Source organism: Chitinophaga sp. 22308, assembly GCF_052045305.1.
GTDB classification, from domain to species: domain Bacteria; phylum Bacteroidota; class Bacteroidia; order Chitinophagales; family Chitinophagaceae; genus Chitinophaga; species Chitinophaga varians_A.
Genome location: NZ_JBQEOP010000009.1, coordinates 152,909 through 155,241, shown reverse-complemented (window position 1 = coordinate 155,241; position 2,333 = coordinate 152,909). Strand labels below are relative to the sequence as shown.

Sequence of the window (2,333 nt, the reverse complement as noted above, 5' to 3'; positions counted from 1 at the left end):
CTCGAATGATATGGCTTGTATAATTACTGCAGGGAGATTATCTTTGATTAATTGATTTGAATTTTGTACCTATAGGGTCACCATACGGGACAAACCGGATATACCGGTTTGTCCCGTTTTTAGATCTGAAGCTGTTTTAGTATTGTAGTATTACATTAAATCTATGGAGAATAAAAAAGGACTGTCACCTGTACTGTTAATTGTAGCCATCATTCTGGGGGCGGCATTGTATAAGCAATTCGACTTTCAACATTTTAAGTTTGAAAAGCCTGCTCTGGCTATCGTTTACCTGATCGTTTTTGTTGGTTGTATTTTTTTCCTGGTGAAAAGACCCAAAAAACAATAACAATAAACCTGTTTTATTTCACATAGGTGCTGCCTTTGTCCTGTCCGAATGTTTTGGGACGGTTGTTGGTGGTGGGCTTGTCCGGTACCGGAGGTGCCGGGGCTGTCCAGTCGCTCCAGGATACGCGGGAGCCGTCAGGGGCAGTCACTTCAAACCCGGCAAATTGCCAGTCGCCGTAGTAGTGATTATTACGGAAGATATTGTTTTGCTGAAAGGTGATGCGCCAGGGGATCTGGTAACCACTGAATTCAGGATAACTGCCGTACACTGAAAATATCCCGTTGATGCCGCAGAAGTTTCCGCCGCTGCATCCCAGTACGGCCTTGTCTATTCTGAATTCGTTATTCTCCACCACCACGTTTTCGGTAGACCAGCGACAAACAAATTTATCCGGAAGGCTGCCTGGGATCACGTCCGGCAGGCCAGACCGGCAGGGGGAGTCATCGTACAGGCTTTTCATTTTGATAGTGCCTGCCTGGTGGGTATTGGCGCTGGAGCCGCTGTACCGGTTGGAGTTTTCCCAGAGTACCACGCCGCCCCAGTTATTTTCAAAGTTATTGTTGCTGATCAGCATGGGGGAAGTTTTTAGGTTAAACCCGCGGGGACTGCCAGCTTCGGAGATGTATATAGCCGGTACCGGGAAATAATCCCCTTTACGGGCGCTCTCCATGCCGGCGATAATAGCGTTCTTTTTGAAGTTGTTGAAACGTACGCGGGCATCATATCCAGCTTCTATCATTAATCCGTTTCCGTCATTGTCATTGATGTAATTGTTTTCGATCACGAAGCCCCGGTTGTTATTGTCCAGCCATAAGCCTACTCCCTTGTTATGATGCACCCAGTTATTGGTGACGGTGGTGTTTTTGTTGATCCAGAATTTTACCCCGCCGGTGCAGCCACAGCCATCGATTTTGCTTTCCCAGTCATCGGTATTGTTACCGGTGATTTCATTATGGTCCAGCACAAAATTTACGATTTCGTTTGTTTCTGTTCCACAGCAGGAGTTGATACCATATTGACCATTGTCTTTTATACAATTATAACGGTACACGTTATTGGGACCTGCCATGAGGCCTGCGCCCTTGTTATTGCTGATGGTATTGTACTCAATGGTCCATTTGTCGCCTGCATCATGGTTTACCACGCCTTCGTCGCGGGGCGCCACGAAATTACGGATGGTAAGATAACGGATCGTTACGTTGGAAGCCCGCTGGGTAAAAGCATACTGGTTGATATTGCGGCCGTCCAGAATGGCTCCCGGCCCGCCGATAAATGTAGTACTGTCGGCAGGTATGATCTGGCTCAGGGGATTGTTGCTGAGTGTGTGTACACCGGGCGCCAGCCAGAAGGTGGCTCCTTTGCGGTCAAAGTCGAATTTGCTGTTATCGCCTGCCGGCACTGTTATCGCCCCCGCCGGCGCAGCATTAGGTCCTGTCAGCAATGCCGTGTTGCCACAAACTTCGGCAGGTGGCGATGACGGCCATATATTGGCGTCCGTATCGCCGGGCCCTTCGGGGCCATCTTTGCCGCCTGTACCCGGCTTGTGGCATCCGGTGGCGAGGATACATAAAAGAATGAAAGATCTGCAGATCTTTTGCAGCGGTAAATCAGATTTTCTCATAGGAATTGATTAATTGACATGGTTTGGACTGGTTAAATACTTTTAGTGTCCAACAAATGATTTGACAAATGCATCATGGGCCTGTACTTCCTTTTTTCGTCCAGGTGGCAATTTTTCCTGGTTATCAGGCCTCTTTTTGCTCAGTACAACAGGTATTAAGGATAATCTACACTACAGTCACGGTTCTTCAGACAGGTTTATGGAAGTAAGGTACAAATAAAATGAAATATTTATATCAGGAAGGTTTTTTTTAAGCAGATATTAATCGGTATGCCGGAGTGATCATGAAGGTTAAAGTAGTTTAACTTCATTTATTATAGTAGTTGAACTTGCCGCAAAAGCGGATGAAATAGTTTTGTGCCCATA

Annotated in this window: 2 protein-coding genes; one reads left to right on the top strand and one right to left on the bottom strand. The window is 46.5% G+C overall.

Features of this window, described 5'->3' with window-relative positions:
- Positions 1-163 precede the first annotated feature (163 nt).
- Positions 164-346, top strand: a complete 183-nt coding sequence (locus ACTJJS_RS30740; protein WP_168873885.1) for a hypothetical protein — start codon at positions 164-166, stop codon at positions 344-346.
- A 13-nt stretch (positions 347-359) separates the two neighbouring features.
- On the opposite strand, the gene ACTJJS_RS30735 is transcribed toward ACTJJS_RS30740, so the two are convergent.
- Positions 360-1,967 (bottom strand): right-handed parallel beta-helix repeat-containing protein, encoded by a 1,608-nt coding sequence (locus ACTJJS_RS30735; protein WP_440667602.1) that lies wholly within the window; start codon positions 1,965-1,967, stop codon positions 360-362.
- Between the last annotated feature and the right edge of the window lie 366 nt (positions 1,968-2,333).

What these genes read in the sequence shown, in the direction of transcription:
- ACTJJS_RS30740 (WP_168873885.1), top strand. Translation starts at nt 164, where the DNA reads ATGGAGAATAAAAAAGGACTGTCACCTGTACTGTTAATTGTAGCCATC.
- ACTJJS_RS30735 (WP_440667602.1), bottom strand. Translation starts at nt 1,967, where the DNA reads ATGAGAAAATCTGATTTACCGCTGCAAAAGATCTGCAGATCTTTCATT.